24 protein-coding genes are annotated in these 20,321 nt (G+C 70.8%); 14 read left to right on the plus strand and 10 right to left on the minus strand.

The features are described 5' to 3' along the window. The first annotated feature begins 24 nt into the window (after positions 1 to 24). Positions 25 to 336: a metalloregulator ArsR/SmtB family transcription factor gene (locus tag ACGF3C_RS16105; RefSeq protein ID WP_355009751.1), complete on the plus strand. Its 312-nt coding sequence runs from the start codon at positions 25 to 27 to the stop codon at positions 334 to 336. Beyond that, positions 337 to 867, plus strand: coding sequence for an SRPBCC family protein (locus ACGF3C_RS16110; RefSeq protein ID WP_357223904.1), 531 nt, complete (start codon positions 337 to 339; stop codon positions 865 to 867). Positions 868 to 914: 47 nt separating this feature from the next. Here ACGF3C_RS16110 and ACGF3C_RS16115 read toward each other — a convergent pair whose 3' ends face one another. Continuing rightward, positions 915 to 1,952: a hypothetical protein gene (locus tag ACGF3C_RS16115; protein ID WP_357223907.1), complete on the minus strand. Its 1,038-nt coding sequence runs from the start codon at positions 1,950 to 1,952 to the stop codon at positions 915 to 917. Next, positions 1,952 to 2,221, minus strand: a complete 270-nt coding sequence (locus tag ACGF3C_RS16120) for a hypothetical protein (protein ID WP_124859437.1) — start codon at positions 2,219 to 2,221, stop codon at positions 1,952 to 1,954. The genes ACGF3C_RS16115 and ACGF3C_RS16120 overlap by 1 nt, the downstream gene beginning before the upstream one ends. A 630-nt stretch (positions 2,222 to 2,851) precedes the next feature. Here ACGF3C_RS16120 and ACGF3C_RS16125 point away from each other — a divergent pair. The 7 genes from ACGF3C_RS16125 (at position 2,852) to ACGF3C_RS16155 (ending at position 8,728) form a co-directional block, all read left to right on the plus strand. Then, positions 2,852 to 3,445: a TetR/AcrR family transcriptional regulator gene (locus ACGF3C_RS16125; protein WP_393222873.1), complete on the plus strand. Its 594-nt coding sequence runs from the start codon at positions 2,852 to 2,854 to the stop codon at positions 3,443 to 3,445. Between the two features lie 10 nt (positions 3,446 to 3,455). Beyond that, a complete protein-coding gene (locus ACGF3C_RS16130) occupies positions 3,456 to 3,929 on the plus strand; it encodes a GNAT family N-acetyltransferase (RefSeq protein ID WP_393222531.1) in 474 nt (157 codons plus the stop codon). Between the two features lie 9 nt (positions 3,930 to 3,938). Next, entirely contained in the window at positions 3,939 to 4,418 is a 480-nt protein-coding gene (locus ACGF3C_RS16135; protein ID WP_393222534.1) for a hypothetical protein, read from the plus strand. Between the two features lie 76 nt (positions 4,419 to 4,494). Further along, entirely contained in the window at positions 4,495 to 5,715 is a 1,221-nt protein-coding gene (locus ACGF3C_RS16140) for an MFS transporter (RefSeq protein WP_393222537.1), read from the plus strand. A 183-nt stretch (positions 5,716 to 5,898) separates the two neighbouring features. After that, the gene (locus ACGF3C_RS16145) at positions 5,899 to 6,843 is read left to right on the plus strand and encodes an RNA polymerase sigma-70 factor (RefSeq protein WP_393222540.1); all 945 of its coding nucleotides are present in this window, start codon (positions 5,899 to 5,901) and stop codon (positions 6,841 to 6,843) included. An 82-nt stretch (positions 6,844 to 6,925) separates the two neighbouring features. After that, on the plus strand, positions 6,926 to 8,113 hold the full coding sequence (locus tag ACGF3C_RS16150) for an FAD-dependent oxidoreductase (RefSeq protein WP_357227609.1): 1,188 nt from the start codon (positions 6,926 to 6,928) through the stop codon (positions 8,111 to 8,113). Positions 8,114 to 8,143: 30 nt separating this feature from the next. Then, entirely contained in the window at positions 8,144 to 8,728 is a 585-nt protein-coding gene (locus tag ACGF3C_RS16155) for a hypothetical protein (protein ID WP_393222543.1), read from the plus strand. 290 nt (positions 8,729 to 9,018) lie between these two features. On the opposite strand, the gene ACGF3C_RS16160 is transcribed toward ACGF3C_RS16155, so the two are convergent. The 5 genes from ACGF3C_RS16160 to ACGF3C_RS16180 all read right to left on the minus strand — a co-directional run bounded on the left by ACGF3C_RS16160 (position 9,019) and on the right by ACGF3C_RS16180 (position 15,759). After that, positions 9,019 to 10,449, minus strand: coding sequence for a hypothetical protein (locus tag ACGF3C_RS16160; RefSeq protein WP_393222546.1), 1,431 nt, complete (start codon positions 10,447 to 10,449; stop codon positions 9,019 to 9,021). Continuing rightward, the gene (locus ACGF3C_RS16165; protein ID WP_393222549.1) at positions 10,446 to 10,976 is read right to left on the minus strand and encodes a SigE family RNA polymerase sigma factor; all 531 of its coding nucleotides are present in this window, start codon (positions 10,974 to 10,976) and stop codon (positions 10,446 to 10,448) included. Before ACGF3C_RS16165 ends, ACGF3C_RS16160 begins: the two co-directional genes overlap by 4 nt. A gap of 275 nt (positions 10,977 to 11,251) precedes the next feature. Continuing rightward, the gene (locus ACGF3C_RS16170; RefSeq protein ID WP_393222552.1) at positions 11,252 to 12,136 is read right to left on the minus strand and encodes a hypothetical protein; all 885 of its coding nucleotides are present in this window, start codon (positions 12,134 to 12,136) and stop codon (positions 11,252 to 11,254) included. A 43-nt stretch (positions 12,137 to 12,179) separates the two neighbouring features. Next, positions 12,180 to 12,899, minus strand: coding sequence for a hypothetical protein (locus ACGF3C_RS16175; RefSeq protein WP_357227620.1), 720 nt, complete (start codon positions 12,897 to 12,899; stop codon positions 12,180 to 12,182). A gap of 94 nt (positions 12,900 to 12,993) precedes the next feature. Beyond that, entirely contained in the window at positions 12,994 to 15,759 is a 2,766-nt protein-coding gene (locus tag ACGF3C_RS16180; protein WP_393222876.1) for a BTAD domain-containing putative transcriptional regulator, read from the minus strand. 136 nt (positions 15,760 to 15,895) lie between these two features. Here ACGF3C_RS16180 and ACGF3C_RS16185 point away from each other — a divergent pair, with 136 nt between their 5' ends. The 4 genes from ACGF3C_RS16185 (at position 15,896) to ACGF3C_RS16200 (ending at position 18,056) form a co-directional block, all read left to right on the plus strand. Further along, positions 15,896 to 16,108 (plus strand): hypothetical protein, encoded by a 213-nt coding sequence (locus tag ACGF3C_RS16185; RefSeq protein WP_393222555.1) that lies wholly within the window; start codon positions 15,896 to 15,898, stop codon positions 16,106 to 16,108. Between the two features lie 38 nt (positions 16,109 to 16,146). Then, a complete protein-coding gene (locus tag ACGF3C_RS16190; protein ID WP_393222558.1) occupies positions 16,147 to 16,767 on the plus strand; it encodes a dihydrofolate reductase family protein in 621 nt (206 codons plus the stop codon). 16 nt (positions 16,768 to 16,783) lie between these two features. Beyond that, a complete protein-coding gene (locus ACGF3C_RS16195; RefSeq protein WP_393222561.1) occupies positions 16,784 to 17,236 on the plus strand; it encodes a hypothetical protein in 453 nt (150 codons plus the stop codon). 115 nt (positions 17,237 to 17,351) lie between these two features. After that, entirely contained in the window at positions 17,352 to 18,056 is a 705-nt protein-coding gene (locus tag ACGF3C_RS16200; protein ID WP_393222564.1) for a TMEM175 family protein, read from the plus strand. 31 nt (positions 18,057 to 18,087) lie between these two features. On the opposite strand, the gene ACGF3C_RS16205 is transcribed toward ACGF3C_RS16200, so the two are convergent. Genes ACGF3C_RS16205 through ACGF3C_RS16215 form a run of 3 tightly spaced genes read right to left on the minus strand, consistent with a single transcriptional unit; the run spans position 18,088 to position 20,029 of the window. Further along, positions 18,088 to 18,642 carry a hypothetical protein gene (locus ACGF3C_RS16205; protein ID WP_393222567.1) on the minus strand — a complete coding sequence of 185 codons (555 nt, stop codon included), beginning with the start codon at positions 18,640 to 18,642 and terminating at the stop codon, positions 18,088 to 18,090. Continuing rightward, complete coding sequence (locus tag ACGF3C_RS16210) at positions 18,632 to 19,303, minus strand: hypothetical protein (protein ID WP_357232055.1); 672 nt, start codon at positions 19,301 to 19,303, stop codon at positions 18,632 to 18,634. The genes ACGF3C_RS16205 and ACGF3C_RS16210 overlap by 11 nt, the downstream gene beginning before the upstream one ends. A 51-nt stretch (positions 19,304 to 19,354) precedes the next feature. After that, positions 19,355 to 20,029 carry a uridylate kinase gene (locus ACGF3C_RS16215; protein WP_357232058.1) on the minus strand — a complete coding sequence of 225 codons (675 nt, stop codon included), beginning with the start codon at positions 20,027 to 20,029 and terminating at the stop codon, positions 19,355 to 19,357. An 86-nt stretch (positions 20,030 to 20,115) separates the two neighbouring features. On the opposite strand from ACGF3C_RS16215, the gene ACGF3C_RS16220 reads away from it, so the two are divergent. Continuing rightward, complete coding sequence (locus tag ACGF3C_RS16220) at positions 20,116 to 20,280, plus strand: hypothetical protein (RefSeq protein ID WP_357232061.1); 165 nt, start codon at positions 20,116 to 20,118, stop codon at positions 20,278 to 20,280. Positions 20,281 to 20,321 lie beyond the last annotated feature (41 nt).

Below are 20,321 nucleotides of genomic sequence, written 5' to 3' on the forward strand. Positions count from 1 at the left end.
TGACGAAAGAGGCATATTGGGAAGGTGTCCACCGACGCCTTCACCGTCCTCGCCGAGCCCACCCGGCGCCGGATCCTCGATCAGCTCCGCGACGCCGAACGCAGCGTCGGCGAGCTGGTCGATGGGCTCGGGGTCAGCCAGCCAGCCGTCTCCAAACACCTGCGGGTGCTTCGCGACGCCGGCTTCGTCACCTGCCGGACGGCCGCCCGACAGCGGATCTACCGCCTCGACCCCGGCCCGCTGCGGGTCGTCGACGGCTGGCTCGACCCGTACCGGCGGCTCTGGGCCCGACACCTGGACGCCCTGGAACGACACCTCGACAGTCAGGAGCAGTGAATGGACCGCGACGCGTTCCGCCCGAGCCCACCCGCCGACGTGCGCGCCGAGCGAAACGACGCTCGCGCGACCCTCGTCTTCGTCCGCGACCTGCGGCATCCGCCAGCCACCGTCTGGGCGGCACTGACCGACCCGGCGCAGCTCGCGCAGTGGGCGCCGTTCCTCGCCGACCGCGATCTCGGCAACGCCGGCGCCGCCGTGCTCACCCTCGTCGACGGCGAGACCACCCAGGAGGACCCGGCGACGGTACGCCGGGCCGAGCCGCCGCACCTGCTGGAGTACACCTGGGGCGACGACCTGCTGCGCTGGGAGCTGAGCCCGCTGGGCAACGGCACCCGGCTCACCCTGCGGCACACCGTCGCCGACCGGGGCATGCTGCCGATGGTCGCGGCCGGCTGGCACCTCTGCCTCGACGTGGCCGACCGGTTGCTCGACGGCGACCCGGTCGGCCCGATCCGCGGCGCGGAGGCCAAGGACTTCGGCTGGCCCGAGCTGCGCGACGCGTACGCCGAACGGCTCGGTGAGGGCTGACCGGTGCAGTTCCGGCGGCCCCGGAGCCCGGAGCCGCCGGAACCCGGTCAGACGTACGGTCGCTTGGCGTACGCCTCGCGGAGCGCGGTCAACCCGGCCGCCTTCGGCACCAGGGTGCCCCACCCGGAGTTGAAGTAGTTGGTGCGCACGATCCGTGGCCCGCGCTCGGCGTTGAGCTGGGCGATCGCCGGCGGGACGGTGGCGATCCAGGCGGCCTGGTTCGGAATCTCGGCGACCCTGACGCCCCACTCCGCGATGATCACGGGTCGGGACAGCGCCACCGGGCCGAGATCCGCCACCGCCCAGTCCTTGGTGCGACGAAACCGGGCCAGCGCGGTGTGGCTGGCGTTGGTGCCGTACACGTTCCACTGGAGGTAGTCGAGGCGGGACATCAGTGACTCCGGGTGGGTGCGCTGGAAGCATTCCCTGTCGAAGCCGCCCAACCCCACCGAGAAGGTCGTCCCGGTGGGCAGGGTCCGCGCCTTGAACCACGTCAGGATGTAGTTCATCGCCTGCACCGCGCGAGCGTCCGACTCGGCCCAGGTGTACGCCTTCCCGTCCTCGGTGGTGCCGAACTCGTGATCGGTGTCCAGTTCCGAGGCGAGCTGGATGTTCACCCCGAAACCGAGCGCCCGGTACTGCGACAGGGCGCGGGCGAACAACCCGTCGCACTGCCCCTTGATCACCTGGTTGTACCCGTACGCCCTCGGCCAGGTGGTGCCGGGTCGCTGCTGGATGGTCATCGACGGGGCCGGCACCGTGTAGCTGACGCCGTCCACAGTGAAGCTCTGCGGCCCGTAGTTCGGGGCGCCGTAACTCTTCAACTCCAGGACCATGTTCATCTGCACACCGGCCTTACCCAGGTTGACCAGCCAGGGCCGGTTGTAGCCGGGGAAGATGAAGCCGTCGGCGAAGCTGCGGTACTGGGTGAGCGACCGGAAGTTGCCGCCGGCCATGTCGGCGGTCGGGTCGGCGCCCCCGGAGAGGTAGTAGCCGCCGAGCACGGGTTGGCTCAGGCTGTAGTCGGCGGCTGCCGTCGCGGTGTTGCCGGCGGCGTCGCGGACCTGGACGGTGACCCTGGGCATCACGCCACCGACCGATACACGGCCACGGAGCCGTTGTCGGAGACCCGGGTCCAGGTACGTCCGGAGTTGTCGGTGACGGTGACGGTGAGCGGGTCGATGACCGCCGTGACCTTGACCGGCGCGCTGCTGTTGCCCTGCGCGTCGGTGACCACGATGGTGACGGTCAGCGGTTTGGTGTCGGCGTCTGAGTAGGTGACGGTCAGCAGCATCTGGTCACCCGGCGCGAAGACGGATGCGTTCAGGGCTGCGGTTGCTGTGGGAGCGGCCATGTCGGGCCCTTTCTTGCTCGGTCGCCGGGTCTCGGCGCGCGGTCGAGCGACGCCGGACCCCGGCGGGGTCCACAGTGCGAAAGGCCGGCGGGGCACGGGGACGGTGGGCACGATCGGCCGACGGCGCTGCCTGACTGCCGATGGTGCTGACGTCCTTGTCCCGATGGGCGGAGGCACCGCTGCGGGCGCCCGCAGGGGTGTCGGTGACAGCCACGACCTGTCGTACGCGCGATCGACACGGCAGCTGTGCCGTGACCGCCACGGCTTCGAGGCCGGGCTGGGTGAGGGCGGCACCGGTGCGGACGATGTTGTCCCCACCGGGCCGGAGGATCGGGATGTGGCCCGCCACCCGTCTACCTCCACCTGCCCCAAGGGTGCCCTACCAGGGGATTTACCGTCTTGTCCGAATTGCGACAAGAGCCCGGAAGGGCGGGGTGCGACGGTTACTCAGACACCCTGGATCGGGCAGCGGCAGCGCCCGAGCAGGTCGGCCGGGAGCGCGGTGTCCGCGGCGGTGGCGACTGGTCCACCCGATCTGGCATCCTGGGCAAGTGGAACCTCGTTCCGCTAACAATGACACGGGACACTGTTCCGTTTGCCGAGTGACGGAGGTACGGCGCGTTGGTCGACATCGACGGCGAACCAGGGAGGCCGACCCCGCGGAAGCGGGCCGACGCCCGGCGCAACGAGGCGACACTGCTGGCCGCCGCCGCCTCGGCCTTCGTCACCTCGGGCGTGGACGTGCCCGTACGCGACATCGCCACCCGGGCCGGCGTCGGTGTGGGCACCATCTACCGCCACTTTCCGACCCGAGCCGACCTCATCGTCGCCGTCTACCGACACCAGGTCGAGGCGTGCGCGGAGGCCGGGCCGACGCTGCTGGCGGAGAGCGACACACCGCACGCCGCCCTCGCCCAGTGGATCAATATCTTCGTCGACTTCCTGGTCACCAAGCACGGCCTCGCCGAGGCGCTACAGTCCGACAACGCGGCCTTCGAGGCGCTGCACGCCTACTTCCTGGACCGGCTCCTGCCGGTGTGCGCCCAACTGCTCGACGCCGCTGCCGCGGCTGGCGAGATCCGCCCCGACGTGACGGCCTTCGAGCTGCTGCGCGGTGTCGGCAATCTCTGCATCGGCGCCGGCGAACCCCGCTATGACGCGCGTCGCATGGTCGAACTCCTCGTCGCGGGGCTGCGCCACCACCGGGAAACCGGGCCGCGCTAGCTTATTGATCATGGTGGACTGGGAGCTTCGGCCGGCCTCGGCGGCGGACGTCGAGGCGGTGGCCGAGTTGCGGGCGGTGGTACTGCGGGCCGATCTGGAGCGGCTCGGGCGGTACGACGAACAGCGGGTGCGGCAGCGCCTGCGGGACGGTTTCGCACCGGCGTACACCTGGGTCGTCGAGGTGGACGGCGCGTTCGCCGGCTGCGTGGCGCTACGGCCCGCCGTGGACGCCCACTGGCTGGAGCACTTCTACCTGGCTCCGCGGCTACAGGGCAGTGGCATCGGCACCGCAGTGCTGCGCGAGTTGCTGCGCCGGTGCGACAGCGCCGGCACGCCGGTCCGGCTCAACGTGCTGCGGGGCAGCCCGGCCCGGAGCCTGTACGAGCGGCACGGTTTCACCCTCGACACCGAGGATGCGGTGGACGTGTTCATGGTTCGCGCCCCCAGGACGATCGCCGCCCGGACTCCGACAGTGTCAATGTAACGTTGACGGATGACGTCGGAGCTGGCCCAGTTGGCGGAGATCCGCGCCACCCGCGCCCGCCTGGACGAGCAGGAGCTGGAGCTCATCGACCGCGCACGCCACGACGGTGCGACGTGGGCTCAGATCGCGACGGCACTCGGCCTCGGCAGCCGGCAGGCCGCCGAGCAGCGTCGACAACGGCTGGTGGCGGCACGGTGGTCCCGGCGGCAGCAGCTCGACCTCCGGATGCCTCAGCAGATCGCGGCGCTGCGGGCGGCGGTGGCCGACCTGGCCCGGTGGATCGGGGCCGACCAGCGGTGGGACGGCCGATTTCGTCGAGCGGCGCTCGTGCGGAGCACAGTGGACGCCGCGCTGGACGCGGCCCCGGGTTCGCTGCACGCGTTGGCCCTGCACCTCACCACCGATCTCACCGGAGCGGGTGAGCGACTGCCCGCGCCGGCGCGGACCGCGGCGAGGAAGATCGACGTCGCCCTGTCAACGGTTGATTGACAAATGCCAGCGGCATTGCCTGCGGCTCCGCTCAAGCTTGAGGATATGAGTCACCTCGACTCAACTCGGAGTGCTCATGCGTCGCAACGCGGGCCTGTTCGTGGCGATCTCCCTGCTGTCCGGCTTCGGAAGCAGCGCCATGTCCCTGGTCGCCGGCATCTGGATCCTGGACCTGACCGGCTCCACCAGCCTCGCCGCCCTCGCCGGGCTCTGCGTCTACGCCCCGGTGCTCACCGGCCCGTGGCTGGGCGGTCTGCTCGACCGGGCGGCCCGACGGCCGCTGGTCATCGCCGTCAACCTCATGCTGGCGGCCGCCCTGCTCGCACTCCTCGCGGTGCGCGGGCCGGGGCAGACCTGGCTCATCTTCGCCGTCGCGTGCGCCTACGGCGTCAGCTACGTGCTGATCGACGCCGGCGAGACGGCGTTGCTGCCGTCGGCACTCGCGCCGGCCGAACTCGGTGACGTCAACGGGTGGCGCTCCAGCGCGCAGGAGGGCATGAAGCTCGTCGCTCCCCTGGCCGGGGCCGGCCTCTACGCGTGGCGGGGCGGCCACGCGGTCGCCGTCCTCAGTGCCGCCATGCCGGTCCTGGTCGCCACCCTGTACGCGCTCCTTCGCCTCAACGGTGTGCCCACCGGCCGGCCCACCGAACGCGGCGACGGCCCACGTGCCGGATTGCTGGTCCTGTTCGGACAGCGAGCGACACGGCTGGCGGTCGTGCTCGCCGCGGTCTCGATCGCCATGTCCGGCTTCACGACCGCGGGAATCTACGCGATCGTCGTGACCGAGCTACGCCTGCCGACGACGTTCCTCGGTGTGCTGGCCAGCGCGCAGGGCGCGGGTTCCGTTCTCGGTGGCCTGATCGTCGGCCGGCTCATCGCGGCGAGAGGTCCCGTGGCCGTCGGTGTCGCCGGAACGGCACTGTTCGCGGTCGGCTGCCTGACGCGTTGCCTGCCGTGGTGGCCGGCACCTGTCGTCGGGGCGGTGGTGGCCGGCGTCGGGCTGCCCTGGACCCTGGTCGCGGCGGTGACCGCCGTACAGACCCACACGCCGTCAGCGCTGCTGGGACGGGTCTCCGCGACGGCCAACACCGCGATGTTCGGACCGCTCGTCGTGGCGATTCCGCTCGGCTCCGCGGCCGTCCACCTCGGTGCCCGCCCGCCGCTCATGGCAGCCGCGGCGATCTGCCTGACCGCCGTGGTGATGGCGACGTTCCGCCGCCGGTCGACGCCGTACGACGAGACGCCGACCGCGTCCACACCACGCCGGACGGCTGGGACGGGTCCGACGAGCCGCTGACCGGGTTCACCCGCGTACCGGATGGGTCGCCTGGAAGGCGAGTCGTGCCGTGCGATCCGTTGATCAAGTGATGAAAAGGAGGTCAGGAAACAGCGCTCAAAGCTACTTTTCATCCCTTGATCATGGTGCGAGCGGTGGGAACGGGCACCGGGACGCCGCCGTCCGCCCGGATACTGTCTAGTCATGCCGCTCAGCCCTGACGAGGTCGAGGTGTTCGAGCACTCCAGGCCCCGCCTGGAGGCGATCGCCTACCGCCTGCTGGGTTCGGCCAGCGACGCGGAGGACGCCGTCCAGGACACCTTCCTCCGCTGGCAGGGCGCGGACCGGGAACACGTCGAGACGCCCGAGGCGTGGCTGACGAAGGTCCTCACCAACGTGTGCCTCAACCAGCTGACCTCGGCGCGGGCCAGGCGGGAGACCTATGTGGGCACGTGGCTGCCCGAGCCGGTCCTCGGCGGGGACCGGATGCTCGGCCCGCTCGACACCGCCGAGCAGCGCGAGTCCGTCTCGATGGCGGTGCTGACCCTGCTGGAGCGGTTGTCACCCAACGAGCGCGCGGTGTACGTGCTGCGGGAGGCCTTCGGCTACCCGCACGGTGAGATCGCCGAGATCCTCGGCATCACCGAGTCGAACTGCCAGCAGACCTACCGGCGTGCCAAGCAGCACGTCACCGCCGAACGGGCCCGCGCGGAGGTCGACCGGGCCACCGCCCGGAAGGTCGTCGCGGAGTTCCTCACAGCGGCCAACAACGGCGAGATCCAGCGGCTGGTGGAGTTGCTGACCAGTGACGCGACGAGCACCGCCGACGGTGGCGGCAAGATCCCGGCCCGGTCCGCGCCGATCGTCGGCGCACTGGCGGTGGCGAAGTTCCTGCGTGGCCTGTTCAAGCCGACCGACGTCAAACGGGACCTGGTGGGTGGCAGCCCAGCCGTGCACGTCGCCGCCGCCAACGGCGCTCCGGCGGTGGTGGTCGTGATCGACGACCGGGTCATCGGCGTGATGTCGCTGGAGGTGACGCCCGGGGGCGTCGCGGCCATCCACAACCAGGTCAACCCCGACAAGCTCGTCCGCGCCACCCGGCAGTGGTCCGCCTCGGAGCACGGGGAGCCCACCCTCCGCGTCTGGTGATCCAGCTCATAGCCGACTCCTGTCAGGAATCGCGTCGCTGTCCGGTTCAGGAAGTGACCACCACCGAGACAGGAGTGCCACCATGAAGCACCGCATCGTCGTCCTCGGAGCGGGTTACGCCGGAGCCATGGCCGCCGGGCGTCTCGCCAAGCGGCTGCACCCGGGCGACACCGAGATCACCCTCGTCAACGCCGACGCGGATTTCGTCGAGCGGGTCCGCATGCACCAACTCGCCACCGGACAGGACCTCACACCACGCCCACTGAGCAAGATCTACGCCGGCACCGGCGTCACGCTTCGGCAGGCGCGGGTCACCGCCGTCGACGCCGACCGCAGGACCGTCGCGCTCGTCGACGACAACGGCACCGACGAGATCGCGTACGACACGCTCGTCTACGCCCTCGGCAGCGTCACCGCCGGCCACGGCGTCCCCGGGGTCGGCGAGCACGCGTACGACATCGCCGGCAGGCCCTCGGCGCTGCGGTTGCGCGACCGCCTCGCCCACCTCGCTGCCGGCGGGACCGTGCTCGTCGTCGGCGGCGGCCTCACCGGCCTCGAAGCGGTCACCGAGATCGCGGAGACCCGGCCGGACCTCGACGTCGCGCTCGCCGCCCGCGGCGGTCTCGGCGACTGGCTCAACGGCAAGGCGCAGCAGCACCTGCGCGGCGTCTGCGACCGGCTCGGCATCACAGTGCACGAGCACGCCGACATCACGCGGGTCGAGGCGGACGGTGCGGTCGCCCGCGACGGTCGGGAGATCCCGGCCCAGGTGACGGTGTGGACGACCGGCTTCGCCGTGCACCCCATCGCCGCCGCCACGACCCTGGCGGTCGCGCAGACCGGCCAGATCATCGTCGACGCCAGCATGCGGTCGGTCTCACACCCCGAGGTGTACGCGGTGGGCGACGCCGCGACCGCCGAAGGACCGGGCGGCAAGCCACTGCGGATGTCCTGCGCCTCGGGCATCCCGATGGCCTGGCAGGCCGCCGACGCCATCGCCGCACGCCTGACCGGTCGGGCGAAGTTCCCCAAGGCCCCGCTGCGCTACTTCAACCAGTGCATCAGCCTCGGTCGCCGCGACGGCATCATCCAGTACGTGACCGCCGACGACAGGGCCAGGCCCGCCCAGCTCACCGGGAAGCTGGCGGCCCGGTACAAGGAGTTCGTCTGCGCGGGCGCCGCCTGGAGCATGGCGCACCCGGTCCTGTACCCGGTCCGCCGCCACCGCGTCGTCCCCACCCGATCGGAGATCCGCACGGCCGCGTCCTGACCGGATGTGCGCCAGCCCTAGGCTGTCGCGATGGCGGTGGAGCAGGTGGTGATCGACCTCGACGAGCACGGTCATGAGTCGGCCGAAAGGAGCGCCATCACCCACCGGAACATCGCGAACAGGCGGAAGGTGCTCCTTCAACTCGTCGCCGCCTTCGTGATCGGTGTGGTGCTCGGCGGCATCGGTGTCGCTGAGTTGCGGGACTCCCGCGCCCAGCACGACCGGTCCTCTGTGGTTGCCCTCGTGGCCCTCCCCGAGTCAGGCTATTCGGGAGGCTCGAACTCCAGGGGAATCGTCCGGCTCAACGGGCAGCTGACACTGATCAACACCGGCCCCGCGCCGATCACGATTCGCGCCATCCAAGCGGAAAGGCCGGGCGTCCAGGTACGCGGCATGGGCCAAGCCCGGCTGATACGCCCGGGTGGCACCGGGCAGATTCTCGTCGATCTGCAACTGGAGTGCTCGACCGCGTTCCAGCCGGAGCCGCTGTCGGTGCGGTTCTCCGTCGAGACCGAGGACAAGCGGCTCAGAGAGGCGCGCTACCCGGTCGCTCTCGTCGGAAGCGCATGGCAGGAGGATGCCCTGCGCATGTGCGAGCCCCGGCTCGACTCATAGCTGGGGCCAGGACGACGACGCCGACCAGCTCGGGCGCGAACGCAGCTGTCGCGCGGAACAGCGCCAGCGGGTCGTCTCCGTCGCGTAGCGCGTCGGGCAGGACGACGCCCCGGAAGTCCACGAGTACGGCTTCGGCCCGCTCGGCGATGTCGGCGAGCCGGTCGGCTGGCCGTTCTGCCTCGATCGTCACCACGCGCTCCCGCAGGCCGTCGTCGCCGTCAAGACTGTCGATCCTGGAGGCCGACGCGGGCCGAGCCGTCCGGGGACGGCTCGGCCCGCCTGACGTCACGTCAGGGTGTCACCCGGGTGGCAGGGCTGTCGCCGGGCAGACCTCCCGCGCTGCTGTCGGTCTCCACGGGCGGCAGCGGGGTGGTCCCGAGGACGCCGCCGTCCCTGCCGTACGCGGTGAGAGTGGCCGCCCGGTCCGCTGGTACCCGGGTGGTGCCGGCGTTCGACGCGTCGAGGGTGACAGTGGCCGGGGGTGCGCCCTCGACCGTCACCGTGACGCGGGCCGCGTCCGGCGGGGCGATCACCCGCACCTCTCCGGTGGCGGGTCGGGCACCGTCCTCGGTCCGGACCCGCCAGCCGATCGGTCGCTGGTCGGCGCCCTCGGTCGGCAGCAGCAGCCGCAGGTCGATGTACCAGCCGGTCCGACCGTCGCCGTGCATGGCGTACGCGATCACTCCGCCCCCGGCCGGTTGCACGGTGAGCAGCGCGGCGGCCTGCCCGTTATCGCGGCCCGACCACCGCACCCGTACTGTCGCGCCGCCGGCCGCGAGGTGACTGTTCTGAAGTGCCGTCTGGACGAAGTCGCGCAGGTTGGTGTCGTCGAGCGGCTTACCTCGGACGGGTTGACGAGCACCGACGAGCAGGGCGTCCATCTCCGGCCCGGTCGGGTCGAGCCCGGCGTACGGGCCGCCGCCCAGACCGCCCTGGAAGAACACCCGGTCGCCGCGGCTGACCCGGACGACGGGTTCGTGCGGCAGGGGTTCGGGCGGCAGCACGGCGAACCCGACCCCACCTCCGTCCGCCCTGGCGATGTCCTGGTACTCCACAGTGCCCCTGGGCGTGTATCGAGGTTCACCACTGATCATCACAGTGGATTCGGGCGGACCGACGGCGACCGCGAACCCGGCCCGGTCGGGGTAGGCCCGCATCAGCGTCATCACCGGGTCGTCGTCACCCTCGCTGTGGCCGCTGTACCGCATCTGCTGGGCACCGGCCCCGGCGGGGCCTACGTACCAGACCAGTGCCTCTCTGGTCAGCAGGCCGAACCGCAGCGGCACCGCGACCAGCGCGACCCGATGGCCCGGCTGGTCACTGCCGTAGATCAGACGGATCCGATCACTGTCGCCGATCTTCCAGGCACCCACCGGGGCGTCGATTCGCACCGGCGGATCGGCGGTGATCCGCGCCCGTAGCGTGTCCAGCCAAGCTTGATCTCCGGCCAGCGCGCCGCGTGGTGGCGCGTCGAGCAGCGCCGTCGGAGTGGCGGCGACCGCGATACCCGGCGCCCATCCGGGCAACGGAACCACGTTGGTCTGGACCCCGACGAGCGCGACCCCGACCGCGGCGGCCAACGCCGTGCGGATCAGCCGCGTCCGCTGGTGCCGTCGCTCCCGGCGGGCGAATCCGGGCCAGGGATCCTCGGGTACGTCGACGCCGTGCGCGGCCTGCCGCAGCGCGGGACCGAGCGTCGAATTGGCGAAGCTTCCGGTCATGCCAGTTCCTCCTTGAGCCGTGCCGGGGACTGCGCGGCGGGTGGGGCGAAGTCGTTGCGCAGTCGGGCCAGGCCGCGCGACGCCTGGCTCTTCACCGCGCCGACGGAGCAGCCGAGGACCTTGGCGGTGTCCGCCTCGCTGAGATCCTCGAAGTAGCGCAGCACCAGCACCGCCTGCGTCCTGGGCGGTAATCGCCGTAACGCGGCGAGGAGGAGTTGCCGCTGCTCCACCTGCACGTACGCGTCGTGAGTCGGCTGGCTGTCGGAGGTCAGCAGCGGCACCTCCAACGGCCGCCGTCGACGCCGCCAGGAGATCGCCGTGTTCACCATCGCCCGACGTACGTAGACCTCGGGCGCGTCCCGGCGCAGCACCCGCCCCCAGCGCCGATGGGTCTTCTCCAACGCCGACTGCGTCAGGTCCTCGGCTGTCCCCCGGTCACCGGTCAGCAGGTAGGCCGTTCGGAGCAGCGATCCCCACTGTCGTTGGACAAACAGCCGGAACTCTTCGTCGTCCTCGTGCCGACTCACTCCACCTCCAGGTCACGTCCACCCCACGTCTTCGTGCGGACGCAGAGTGAGACGCAGCCGGCGGTCTCCGGGGTTGAGTGGAGGACCGCACGAGCGGCGTCGTAGTCGACGGGCTCATGTCGAGCTTTCTGTCGGGTGGGAATCCCGAGGCGGCCACGGGACGCGAGGGTCGCTGCTGATCATCTCGTGAGTATGAGCGGCCCGCTCAAGCGCGGAACCCCGCTCCGCGTCGACCGGGGAGGTCGGGCGGAGCGGGACCGTGGACGGCCTACCGGTCAGAACCCGCCCCATTGACGAGCCGAGCACTTCCAGGTCTTTCCGCCGTCCTGCGAGACGCAGACCACGAGGATCTTCCCGAGGATCGGCAGGTTGAGGGTGAAGATGTGGGCCTTGGTCTTCGCGTACACGACGCCGGACTTCTCGGCGATGTCGGCCAGCGCCCACCCGGGGTCCGGCCCGTCCACTGTCGCCACCCGGCGCAACGACGTGATGTCCCTGCCGTCGAGGAGCGTCCTGATCTCGTCCGTTGACGGCTCACCGTCGCCGATGAGCGTCTGCACGCTGGACGGGCCGTCGACGGCGACACCGTTCGCCTTCTCGAAGGCCGCCTTCGTCCCGCCGACCGTGGTGCCGCCGGCCAGGTCGAGGGTGAGGATCAGCTCGCCGGTCCGGCGCGACAGCAGGCATTCCCAGACGGACTTGCCCGACGCGACGCACATGGTCAGGCACCACTCCCGGCCGCCGGAGGTGGACGAGGCGAAGAGCAGGGACGTCGCCGTCCCGCCGTCGCCAGTGCCGTCGTACGTGCCGTCGGCGAGGTCGGCCATTGTCGTGCCGAGCACCTCCCGGCTGCCCGGGATCGTGCCGACGACCTTGACGCCGTCGACCTGCTTGCCGGCGGCGAGCGCCGCGAGTTGGTCGCTGGTGAGGTTCCGCCCGCCGGTGTCGACGGCCAGCACCTTGTCCAGGTCGCCGACGGGCCGGCCGGTCAGGTCCTCGAGTTGTCGAAGCATCGTCCCCGGGGCACCGGGGTGGTCGGTGATCGTCGTCCGGGCCTCCCCCTCGGCGGCCTGCGACGGTGCGTACGAAGCCGTCAGTCCGACGATCAGGGCGGTCGTGACGATGGTGGCGCGCCTGGTGATGTCCCGCAGAGTTGTCATGCTGTCCTCATTTCCGTGATCGGTGCCGGCGGGGTGGGACGGGCTACCACCGACACGTCACGATGTCGCCAGTGGTGTTGGGGGACCCCCAGTCGCAGTGGTCGTCGATCCACTCGCCGATCTCGCCGATCGTGTCCACGATCCAGGCGAACACCGACTTGATCGCGCCCCAGAGGCTGAAATAGACGACAGTCGTCTCGGGTGTGCCGCCGGCCTCGTCGATGACGTCCTTCGTCGACATGGCGGCGTCGGGCTTCTCGATGATGTCCAGCACCCGTACCCCGGTGTCGTCCTTGCCGGCCAGCAGCGCCTCGATCTGCTCCGGGGTCCGCTCCTTGCCGTCGTCGACCGCAACGATGGCGCGGTCGACAAGCACCTCCCGGCTTCCGCTGACGGCTTGGGCGATGCCGGCGATCTCGCCCACTGTGAGGTCGTTGCCGAGCGCGGGGCCGGTGAACCGCCGGACCGACACGGCACCGGACGGCTCGATCTGGATCTCGGCGGCAGTGATCATGTCGTCCGCCCCGAAGGGTGCCCAGGCGAACGTCCACTTCCCGCCGACGCAGCGGAACGGGCCGTACTCCCGGCCCTCGGGCGCGGTCTCGGTGCGGAGGACCTTGCCGCGTTCGTCGACGTGCTGAACCACGCAGTCGACGCCCTTCCGTGGCGGCTTGTCGCTCTGGGCGACGGCGGCGGAGGACATGGCCAGCACCGTCGCGCTGACCACCCCGATCACCGCGAGGTGGTGTGCCAAACGACTCATCGAACGCTCCGTTCCTGATGCGGAAGAGACTGGTGTCCGAAGAGTGCCGGGCCACGCTGAAGCGGCCCGGAAACGGCGCAGAAAGCGGCGTACGTCAGCGCAGCCGAGTGGCGTCGAGCTGTTCGAGGTCGGCGCGGATCGAGTCGGCGTCGGCATCGCCGAGCTCGTCGAGAATGGTCAGGGCTCGCCGCCACGCGGCACGGGTGGCGGGCACGTCGCCGAGCGCCAGGTGACTGCCGCCGAGATTGACGTACGTGCCCGCCTCGGCGTACCTGTCGTTGACCTGTGTGAAGAGTTCGAGGGCGTGCCCGTAACAGGCGATGGCCCGCCGGTCGTCGCCGAGCTGGTGGTGGGCGTGGCCCAGGCTGTCCCAGGTGTCGGCCTGCCCCTGGACGTCGTCCACCTCCTGCAACATGCGCAGCGCCTGGCCGCACGATTCGAGGGCACTGTGGTAGTTGCCGAGCAGCGCTTCCTGCCAACCGACCGCGTTGAGGGTGTACCCCTGCCCGGCCCGGTTTCCGGCCCTCCGAAACAGGGTCAGCGCCCGCCGGGAATGGCGCAGCGCCTGCTGGTGCTGCCCCTGCCGCTCGGCCAGTTGACCAAGGTTCAGGCAGGTGTGCGCCCGTCCGGCGTCGTCGCCGACGTCGGTGAACAGGTCGAGTGCGCGCCGCAGGTGGTCGTCGGCCTCGTCGTACCGTCGGAGCCGGGAGCAGGCGAGACCGAGGCTGCGGTGCGCGTGGCCCTGCCCCGCCTGGTCCCCGATGCGGGACGCGGCGGCCAGAGCGATCTGTTGCGTGCCGAGCCAGTCCTGCCAGTGCCCCTGCCGGTGCAGAAAGCCGGCCATGGTCCAGGCGAGCTGCCAGGCGTGTCCCTCGAACCCGGACCGCGCCGCGAGCGGCACGGCGGCGAGCAGGACGGGGACCTCGGTGGCGAACCACGCCGCGGCGGCCGATCGGCTCCTGGGGCGTTCCGGCGTCACGCCCGCCCGGGGTGGCGGGAGACTGATCGCGCTGAAGTGCGGGTGCAGTGCCAGGTCGGCGGCGTGAGCGGTGTGCAGGCAGTGGTCGAGCAGCCGGTGGATGGCGGCTCGACGCTCGGCCGGCGGCTCGGTCTCCTCGGCCAGGTCGGCGGCGTACGCGCGCAGCAGGTCGTGGAACGCGTAGCGCCCGTACGTGTGCTCGGTGAAGAGATTCGCCCGGGTCAGCTCGGTGAGCAGCGGGCCGGTCGCCTGCCCGTCGACGCCGGCCAGGCTGGCCACGGCCGGGGCGGAGACGTCCGGGCCGGGATGCAGGCTCAGCAGCCGGAACAGCCGGGCTGCGGCCGGGCTGAGCGTCCGGCACGACCAGGAGAAGACCGCCCGTACGTCGGTGGCCTCGTCACCTGCGCGGAAGGCATCCAGGTCGCCCAGCTCGCCGGCGACGGCGGCCAACGAGAAGTGTCGGTTGGTGGCGGCTCTGGCGGCCACGATGGCCAGGGCGATGGGCAGCCGGGCGCACCGGTCGGCGATGGTGTCGGCCGCGGCGGGTTCGGCGGCGACCTGGCGCTCCCCGAGCCGGCGGACCAGCATGTCGCGGGCCTCGCCGGGGCTCAGCAGGTCCAGGGGCACCGGTTGGGCGCTTTCGGTGACGACCAGCGGGATGAGCTGGTCGCGGCTGGTGACGATGGCGAGGCAGTCCGGTGAGCCGGGCAGCAGCGGCCGGACCTGCTCCGCGTCGCGCGCGTTGTCCAGCACCACCAGCAGTCGCTTGCCCGCCACCGTCGTGCGGTACAAGCTCGCCATCGAGTCCAGGTCGCGGGGCATCCGGGCCACCGGAACGCCGAGCGCCTCAAGGAAACCGTGCAGGGCCCGCGCCGGTTCGGTTGGTGGGGCCGCCGGGTCGAAGCCGCGCAGGTTGACGTAGAGCTGCCCGTCGGGGAAGCGCTCGGCCGCGCGGTGCGCCCAGTGCACGGCGAGGGTGGTCTTGCCGACGCCGGCCGTCCCGGACACCACGACGGCGCCGCCCCGGTCGATCAGCGCGTCGAGGGCGGCGAGCTCCGCGTCGCGTCCGGTGAACGTGGGTACGGGAGGAGGCAGTTGCGCCGCCACCCGCGTCGGTGCCGCCGGGGCCGGTGCGGCGATGGCGGTGTCCTGGCGCAGGATGGCGCACTCCAGGTCGCGTAGCCGCGGACCCGGGTCGAGGCCGAGGTTCTCCCGCAGGTTGTCGCGCAACCGCCGGTACGTGGCGACCGCCTCGCCCTGCCGGCCGTCGCGGTACAGGGCGAGCATCAGCTGCGCGTGCAGGTGCTCGTCGAAGGGGTGTTGTCGGACGAGCCGTTCCAACCCGGGGACGAGGCCGGCGTGCTCACCGACGGACAGCCGGGCCTCGGCGAGCGACCGTTCGGCCTCCAACCGTAGGCGTGCCAGGTGTTCGGCCTGCTCCTCAAGCCAGGCCGACCCGGCCACGTCGGCCAGCGGTGGGCCCCGCCACAGTGCCACTGCGGCCGTCAGGTGCTTCACCTGCTCGTTGGGGTCGGTCGAGCGCCGGGCCAGCTCGATGAGGCGCTCGGCGGTCTGGACGTCAGTGGAGTCCGGCCCGGTGTCGAGCAGATAGCCCGGCTGGCGCGCCACGATCGACCCGGGCTCACCGAGCACCCCGCGTAGGTAGGACACGTGGCGTTGCAACGTGTTCGCCGCGGTGGCCGGTAGCTGGTCGCCCCAGACCACGTCGACGAGCCGGTCGATGCTGACGACACGGCCCGCGTGCAATGCCAACGTGGCCAGAACCGCCTTGCGCCGTACACCGTTAACCGCCTGCGGAGCGCCGGCGACGACCACCTCCACCGGCCCGAGCAGCCTGACCCGCACGCCCGTACCAACCATCGAGATCACCGAATCAGGCTAAATCTCCGCCCCGGCATGCTCGATCCGATCGTCGCGCACTGGACACGATCCAGGGGGCACCAGAACCGGACTCCGGGAGCTACCCTCTAGCGCACTGCGGCAGGGAGGTGCGCTGATGAGCCGTCGGCTGCGGCGCGTCGCGATGGTGTTGCTCGGCGCGGTGTTGCTGGGTACGGTCGGCCTCAGCCTCGGTTCCTGGTACGGCGGTCGCGGTGTCACTGCGCCCAGCGACGACCAGACGCGGACCGTGATGGCGCGGCTGCTTCCCGGGGCGGTGCCGGTCGACTCGGGTCGGATCGTGCACGATCGGGACCATGTGTGGCCGTAGGCTGATCTCCCGCGCAGACGTCGTCGATGGAGAACGCTGTGACCACACGTAACGGCAAGGTGATCGTCGACCAGACCATCTCCGCCGACGGGTACTCGGCCGGGCTCAACCAGACCGAGGAACGCCCGTTCGGCGACGACGGCGGTGACGGCTGGGGCCGTGGGCTGCACGCCTGGATGTTCGACGCCGCCGAGGAGAACCAGGCCGAGCTCGACCAGATCACCGACGCGTCGGCGGTCATCATGGGGCGCAACATGTTCGGCCCGGTACGCGGTGCATGGGATCGGCAGTGGAACGGCTGGTGGGGTGACGACCCACCGTTCCACAAGCCGGTGTTCGTGCTCACCCATCACGCACGGGAGCCGCAGCCGATGGAGGGCGGCACCACCTTCCACTTCGTCACCGACGGGATCGAGTCGGCGCTCACGCGGGCCCGTGCGGCGGCCGATGGCGGCGACATCCTGATCCACGGCGGTGCGACCACCATCAACCAGTACCTCGCCGCCGGCCTCGTCGACGAGCTGCGCCTGCACATCGTGCCGCTCACCCTCGGCACCGGTGTGCGGCTGTTCGACGGCGTCCCGTCGCTGAAACTGGAACAGGTGACGGCACGGGCGGCGAGCGCGGTCCTGCACGTCGCCTACCGCGTGCTCTCCTGAACCGACGGAGGATGCGTTGTCCGCCATCGCGTCACTGACAGTGCTCCCCAGGGACGGCATCCTTGAGCTGGCCCGCCTGGCCCGCACATCGCCGTCGTCGTTCCGCGCGTACCTGGCCGAACACGGGCGCAGGGCGCGACAGGAGTACGACTGGTCCGGCTACTGCATGCTGTACGTCCTGACCTATCTGGAGGAGCGCGGCATCGACCTGGATCCGCCGGAGTTCAACGCCGAGTCGGAGGCCATCAACAGCGCGTACGGCCTGACCACGCTCATCACTCCTGCACCAGGGTTACTGGATCAGCTCGATCCCGGCGGGCACCGCGCGGAGGATCTGGCGGCCCACTTCGCCGAGATGGGGATGGACTTCGAGGAGAGTGGCCCGGCCGGGCTGGACGGGCTGAGGCTGTTGCGCGACTGCGTCTCCGACCTCAGCGACCGCCAGGTGTTGCTGCTGCACATCGGCTGAGGCCGACTCGTCCCGGCGGAGGACGCTGCCTGACCCGCAGGCCGGTTTGGTTCCGGCGACGGCGGGAACCCGCGGCACCGGAAGGGCTCTTGGGTGACCACCGTGGGGGAGGCTGATGCGCTGGTTTCGCGCGGCTCGCGGCACCTCCACCGAGGGCACAACCAGAGCCAGCAACCCGATCGGTGCGGAACGAGATCCGAAGCGGGCAGTCACTTTCAGTGACGCGGTCATCGCCATCGCCGTTACCCTGCTCGTCCTGGAGATCCAGCCGCCGGAGGACACCGAGCACCTGCTCCGCGGCCTCTCCGAACTGTGGCCTTCCTACCTCGCGTACGCGATCACCTTCCTGCTGATCGGGCAGATGTGGGTGAACCACCACGTCATGTTCGACCACATCCGCTCCGCCGACCGCATGCTGCTCCTGCTCAACACGCTGCTGCTGATGGTGATCGCGTTCCTGCCGTTCGCCTCGTCCCTCCTGGCCCACGCGTTCGAGTCCGGCCACGGCCAGCGCACCGCACTCATCTTCTACGGAGCCACCTACGTGGTGGCCGCCATCCTCTTCAACGTGATCTGGGAGTACGCCAGGCACGGCCGTCGCCTGCTGACCTCCACCACCGACGACGACACCGCACGGGCGATCAGCAGACGCTTCCGCCCCGCGCCGTTCTGGATCGTCGTCGGGACCGCACTAGGCGCTATTCATCCGGTCGTGGGCCTCGTGGTGGTCATCGCGTTCATCCCCTTCTACTGGCTGCCGATCAAGGGCGAGGTCGGCAGCATCAAGCGCACCCGCGAGCAGAGTCACGGTGACCAGTAGCCACGAACCAACTGCCCTGTCACCCCGGCGACTAGCGGGGCCGAAGGTCGCGGGGGGTGAGCGGCCGACCCGCCGCGTCCTGGACGGCGACTGACACCGATTTCCTGCCAGCCCAGTCCGGGCCGGGTGGTGCGGCCTGCACCACGAAGCGCCTGGACCCGTCGGAGCCGTGGACCTCGAGAGGCAGCAGTTCGGCGTTGCGGAAGCGGGCCTGGACATCTCCGCCGTCCGCGGCCACCTCGGCTCGGGCGGCAGCGGCGGGGAGCACGCCGAAGATGATCGGGGCGGCGGCGCCGCGGAGCGTACGGACGCTGAGTTCGTAGTTCTGCAGAACTCCGGACTCGGTGCAGGCGCGTTCCACTGTCGCGCCGTCCTGACGCAGGTAGAGACACTCGCCCCAGGTGCTTTCCCGAACCTGGACCACCGACCAGTTCACGCCGCCGGTCGTGCCTTCGGTGAGTAACCGGGGACCGGTGACGCTCGGCCGCCGCCCGTCCCAGCCCTCCCAGGTGAGGCCGCCGACCACGGCAAGACCACCGAACACCACCACGGCGGCCACCACGGTACGGAAACGGCTAGTAGACACGCAGATCACCGCCTTGCGCGTCGTGCAGCCGCAGCGACACGACCTCGACCCGGTCGCCCGCATCGGGTACGTACACGGCGTAGACCCGGTAGGCGTCGTGACCCGACGCGATCGTGGCCGCCTCGCGTGGCGTCCCGTCGCCAAGGGTGATCTGGATCGACGTGGCGGCGGCCGGCACGATGCCGTAGAGGATCACCTCCGGCAGTCGCCTGCCCAGACGCTCCGAATGGACCTGCTCGACCCGCCCACCGGCCAGCCAGCCGTCGCCGTCAGCCACCCGGGGCCAGGCGCAGTCCTTACCCGCCTCCCGCCAGTTGACGTACGGGTCGGAGAACGTCTCCCGCTCAAGTTTGGCGCAACGGACATCGAACGAACCGGTGACCCGGAGCCGGTAGTTGTCGCCCTCGTCGAGGGTGAAGAAGGCGACGTTGCTCTTCCACCGGTCACCGATGGCGACATAGGTCCAGCCGGTGACCGCCAGCAGGACGAGAAGGACGATGAGACCCCGGCGTACGGCCCTGCGCGGTGCGGCGGTCATGCGGCGCTCCTCGGTGGGGTTGACGCACTCACGGTAGCGCCGACGCACCAGCGCCTCGGGGAGACAGGATGCGAGGCGTTTGGCCAGTACGTCGAAACCCCACACCCCGACCTTGGGTGACATGGTTGCCTACCGTGCGCTGGACCGGCCTGCCCAGAGTCAGGATGAGTGCGGTCAGTGCGTCCGCGTCTCCCAGGCCGGCCGCTGAGGCTCGTCGTTGTGCACGACGATGTCGGCGTGCTGGGTCGGCCGAGCCGTGGCGAGGTAGAGCTGCTGGGAGGGAATGTAACGCTCCCGCCAGCGCCGTTCGACGTCAGCCCGGGTCGACACCCGGCGCTCCCGGACCACGGCACGGTCCACGGTCTTCCCCAGTGCCGTCGACACGAAGACGCGCAGCTCCCACCGGTCGACCAGTTCCCGGCGCAGCAGGAAGACGCCGTCGAAGACGAGCACGGCGTCGGCCGGTGCAGTCACGACCGGCGGGGACAGCACGGCATCCGTTGCGCTGTCGTAGACCGCGGGTTGGAAGCGTCGATCTCCGCCCGGCCCCAGCGGGTCGAGTAGAAACCGCTTCAGCGCCTGATAGTCGTGGGTGTCGTGGTAGCAGCCTTCGGCCGAGTACTCGCCGCGCGGATAGCGCCGCGCCCGAGGGAAGAGGAAGTCGTCGATCGTGGCGCGGATGACCTCGCGGCCCTGTGCGCGCAGGACGACGGCCAACTCGTCGGCGAGGGTGGTCTTGCCTGCGGCGGGCGGCCCGTCGACGGCAACCCGCGTCGGGTGGGCGACTGCAACGGACCCGACTGCCTCAGCCAGCCGTTCGAGCAGCTCGCCGCGGGTGCCTTGAACCATGTCCTGCCCCTCCTCACGTCACCGCTCGCCGGTCGGGCCGGATCAGAGCCTTCGTCGAAGTCGGTCACATCACGCAGGGTCTTCCGATGGTCGCACGGATCCTGGCGTACCTCCGCCCGCCGCTTGTCGTCTGCGGACACCTGGTTGCCCTGGTGCTGCTGGTCCTGGACGCGCGCCGTGCCTGGAGGTGCTGTCCGATCCCGGTGCCACCGCTGGCGACGCCGCCGACGTCGTCCGCCGCTACTCCGTAGACCCGAGGATTTCGTCCGTCAGCCGGACACGCTGACACTCA

It is taken from the genome of Micromonospora sp. NPDC047762, from assembly GCF_043204655.1.
GTDB lineage: Bacteria > Actinomycetota > Actinomycetes > Mycobacteriales > Micromonosporaceae > Micromonospora.

Excerpts from the sequence above, each read along its gene's own strand:
- ACGF3C_RS16110 (WP_357223904.1), top strand. The coding sequence starts at position 337 with ATGGACCGCGACGCGTTCCGCCCGAGCCCACCCGCCGACGTGCGCGCC.
- ACGF3C_RS16115 (WP_357223907.1), bottom strand. The coding sequence starts at position 1,952 with ATGCCCAGGGTCACCGTCCAGGTCCGCGACGCCGCCGGCAACACCGCG.
- ACGF3C_RS16120 (WP_124859437.1), bottom strand. The coding sequence starts at position 2,221 with ATGGCCGCTCCCACAGCAACCGCAGCCCTGAACGCATCCGTCTTCGCG.
- ACGF3C_RS16130 (WP_393222531.1), top strand. The coding sequence starts at position 3,456 with ATGGTGGACTGGGAGCTTCGGCCGGCCTCGGCGGCGGACGTCGAGGCG.
- ACGF3C_RS16135 (WP_393222534.1), top strand. The coding sequence starts at position 3,939 with ATGACGTCGGAGCTGGCCCAGTTGGCGGAGATCCGCGCCACCCGCGCC.
- ACGF3C_RS16140 (WP_393222537.1), top strand. The coding sequence starts at position 4,495 with ATGCGTCGCAACGCGGGCCTGTTCGTGGCGATCTCCCTGCTGTCCGGC.
- ACGF3C_RS16145 (WP_393222540.1), top strand. The coding sequence starts at position 5,899 with ATGCCGCTCAGCCCTGACGAGGTCGAGGTGTTCGAGCACTCCAGGCCC.
- ACGF3C_RS16150 (WP_357227609.1), top strand. The coding sequence starts at position 6,926 with ATGAAGCACCGCATCGTCGTCCTCGGAGCGGGTTACGCCGGAGCCATG.
- ACGF3C_RS16155 (WP_393222543.1), top strand. The coding sequence starts at position 8,144 with ATGGCGGTGGAGCAGGTGGTGATCGACCTCGACGAGCACGGTCATGAG.
- ACGF3C_RS16160 (WP_393222546.1), bottom strand. The coding sequence starts at position 10,449 with ATGACCGGAAGCTTCGCCAATTCGACGCTCGGTCCCGCGCTGCGGCAG.
- ACGF3C_RS16170 (WP_393222552.1), bottom strand. The coding sequence starts at position 12,136 with ATGACAACTCTGCGGGACATCACCAGGCGCGCCACCATCGTCACGACC.
- ACGF3C_RS16175 (WP_357227620.1), bottom strand. The coding sequence starts at position 12,899 with ATGAGTCGTTTGGCACACCACCTCGCGGTGATCGGGGTGGTCAGCGCG.
- ACGF3C_RS16180 (WP_393222876.1), bottom strand. The coding sequence starts at position 15,759 with ATGGTTGGTACGGGCGTGCGGGTCAGGCTGCTCGGGCCGGTGGAGGTG.
- ACGF3C_RS16185 (WP_393222555.1), top strand. The coding sequence starts at position 15,896 with ATGAGCCGTCGGCTGCGGCGCGTCGCGATGGTGTTGCTCGGCGCGGTG.
- ACGF3C_RS16200 (WP_393222564.1), top strand. The coding sequence starts at position 17,352 with ATGCGCTGGTTTCGCGCGGCTCGCGGCACCTCCACCGAGGGCACAACC.
- ACGF3C_RS16210 (WP_357232055.1), bottom strand. The coding sequence starts at position 19,303 with ATGTCACCCAAGGTCGGGGTGTGGGGTTTCGACGTACTGGCCAAACGC.
- ACGF3C_RS16215 (WP_357232058.1), bottom strand. The coding sequence starts at position 20,029 with ATGGTTCAAGGCACCCGCGGCGAGCTGCTCGAACGGCTGGCTGAGGCA.
- ACGF3C_RS16220 (WP_357232061.1), top strand. The coding sequence starts at position 20,116 with ATGGTCGCACGGATCCTGGCGTACCTCCGCCCGCCGCTTGTCGTCTGC.